The sequence below is a fragment of the Allobosea sp. 05T422_2 genome (genome assembly GCF_056396265.1).
In genome coordinates this window covers 1-2,758 of record NZ_JBFTLD010000444.1, presented here as the reverse complement: position 1 = coordinate 2,758, position 2,758 = coordinate 1, and the positions used below count along the sequence as shown (strand labels likewise).

Below are 2,758 nucleotides of genomic sequence, written 5' to 3'. Positions count from 1 at the left end.
TGACCACGGCTCGCGGCGTCCATGCTGACGCGCTGGCGGAGTTCGCATTTCTCGTGATGCTTGGCCATGTGAAGGATCTGCCGCGCCTGCAGCGCGATCAGCAAGCACATCGCTGGGAGCGCTATTGCGGCGGAGAGCTCTCCGGCAAGACGGTTGCGATCGTCGGCGCCGGTAAGGTCGGCGCCCGCATCGCCGCGCTCGCGCGTGCGTTCGACATGTCGGTGACAGCGGTCGTCAACAATCCGTCGCCAGCGCGGAGCGCCGAATTGTTCACGACGGATATCTACGGCCAGCCGGACCTGCACAAGGCGCTCGCCAGCGCGGACTATGTCGTTCTCTGCACGCCGCATACGCCGCAGACCGAACGCATGCTCGATCGCATGGCGTTCGCCGCGATGAAACCCGGCGCCGTTCTGATCAACATCGCGCGCGGCCAGGTTGTCGATGAGGCGGCGCTGATCGCGGCGTTGTCGAGYGGGCGGATCGCGTTCGCCGGCCTGGACGTCGCCGCGGTCGAACCGCTTCCGCCGGGATCGCCGCTCTGGTCGATGCCGAACGTGCTGATATCCCCGCACTCGGCCAGCACCGCGCCGAGCGAGAACGGCAAGATCGTCGACATCTTCATCGAGAATCTCGGCCACTACGTCGCCGGCCAGACGGAGAAGATGATCAACGTGCTCGACAAGGCGCGCATGTATTGAGCCAAAACCTGCCGCGGCCAACGGCGCGCGCAGGATGCGGCGAAGAGGAACGAGGGAGGAGAGCATGATGAAAGCCCGGTGCAAAAGCCTGCTTGCTGCGTCGATCGCCCTGGGCGCCGCGCTGTCGGTGCCTGCCRCCGCGCAGGAGGCCAAGCCGCAATATGGCGGCGAACTCGTGCTCGCTGGACAGCTCGACAAGACGATGTTCCCCGGCCGCAACACGGACGCCGGCGGCATGGACGTTTACTTGAACGCCTGCGAGACGCTGGTCGAGCTGACAGCCGATCGTCAGATCAAGCCAGTGCTGGCTGAGAGCTGGACAACGTCCGAAGACAAGAAGACCGTGACGTTCAAGCTGCGGCCGGGCGTGCAGTTCCACGACGGCGCACCGTTTAACGCCGAGGCGGTCGCCTTCGTCTTCAACGAAGCACTCGCTAAGAAATTCCTTTATGTCAGCCTGCTCGAGGGATTGCAGAAAGTCGTCGCCGACAATGACGGTCAGGTGTCGTTCCAGATGTCGGCGCCGTCGGCAGCGCTTATTCCCAATCTCGCTTACCGCACGATGTGCATCTTTAGCCCGACTGCCTACAAGGCCAAGGGGGAGGAGGGCCTCGGCAGCAACATCATCGGCACAGGCCCCTTCATCAACACCGGATATGCGAAGGGCGAATACGCGCTCTTCAAGAAGAACGACAAGTACTGGCAGAAGGGCAAACCTTATCTCGACAGCATCCGCATCCTCTTCGTACCGGATGTGACGACGCGCCTCGCGATGCTGGAGAGCGGCGAGATCGACCGCGCCCCGGGCATTCCGAATTTCGACATTCAGCGGCTGGCCAAGGACAAGAGCATCGCGCTACGGACCATGCCGAGCCTGCAGCAGCATTATGTCGTCATCAACAATCTGGTGAAGCCGCTCGACGATCCCAAGGTGCGGCAGGCGCTCAACATCGCCGTCGACAAGGCCGGCATCGTGCAGTCCGTTTTCGCAGGCACCGGTGYCACGTTATCGCAGGCTCCGACATTATCGCCCGGCGTGTTCGGCTTCGCCGATATGCGCGAGCCCGGCAAGGACACGATCTTCCCGTTTGATCTCGCCAGGGCGCGGGCGATGCTGAAGGAGGCCGGATACGAGGATCGAAATGGCGACGGCTTCGTCGAGGACGCACAGGGCAAGACGCTGTCGCTCAAGCTTTATGGCCGGAAGGCTGGAACGGGCGACTACGAAATCGCGCAGCTCGTGAAGACGTTCCTCGAGAAGCTTGGCGTCAAGACCGAGCTCACGATCCTGGAGAGTGCGACGTTCAGCGCTGCGCTCTCTGTCGGTCCGAAAGATGCGAAATACGATCTCGCCGTATTGTCCTGGACCGTGCCGACGGCCGATCCAGACGAGCCGATGATGTATATGACGCATACCAAGGCGTGGAAGCCGGCCGGCGCCAATCGCATGTTCTTCTCCAATCCGGAGACGGACAGGCTGGCGGAGGCGGCGCATGTGGAGAGCGATCCCGCGAAGCGCGCCGAAATTGTGCGGCAATGGATGGCCGAACTTCTGAAGCTCGCGCCGGTCATCTACCTGCCGACGCTCAACCTGACCGACGCGACGCGCAGCTATGTGCATGGTGGCGTCTATCTGCCGTCGAATGTTTATGACGGGACCTTCGCCTGGATCGATCAAGCCGAGCGCAAGCGCCAGGGGATCAACCGCTGACGCTCATGAAAGCCGCTCTTCCTCCAATGCTCGCGCCGGCGGCGTGCCGGGAGCCTGACTGCGCATGATGAAGATGATCGCCAGCCGACTGGTCTTCATGATCGTTGCCGGGCTCCTTTTGTTGACGTTTCTGTTTTGCTTGTTCCATGCGATCCCCGGCGATCCCGCGCGCTTGATCGCCGGCGACAGCGCGCCGGAAGAGCTGGTCGCGAGCATCCGCACGGCCTACGGGCTCGATCAACCGCTTGGCGCGCAATATGTCGCCTACATGGGCAAGGTGCTGACGGGAGATTTCGGCGTTTCGAACTTCTCGCGTCAGCCTGTGCTCGCGATCGTCGGTCCGCGC

The 2,758-nt window shown here is 62.7% G+C and carries 2 protein-coding genes and 1 pseudogene; all 3 read left to right on the top strand.

The genetic code is table 11. The annotated features are described in order from the left end of the window. Nucleotides 1-701: D-2-hydroxyacid dehydrogenase (locus tag AC1DJT_RS35825; RefSeq protein WP_476835967.1), on the top strand; the 701-nt coding region annotated here is incomplete at its 5' end. Between the two features lie 64 nt (nt 702-765). Beyond that, the gene (locus tag AC1DJT_RS35820; RefSeq protein ID WP_476835966.1) at nt 766-2,412 is read left to right on the top strand and encodes an ABC transporter substrate-binding protein; all 1,647 of its coding nucleotides are present in this window, start codon (nt 766-768) and stop codon (nt 2,410-2,412) included. Between the two features lie 67 nt (nt 2,413-2,479). Continuing rightward, nucleotides 2,480-2,758: pseudogene (locus AC1DJT_RS35815) on the top strand (ABC transporter permease); the annotation flags it as partial.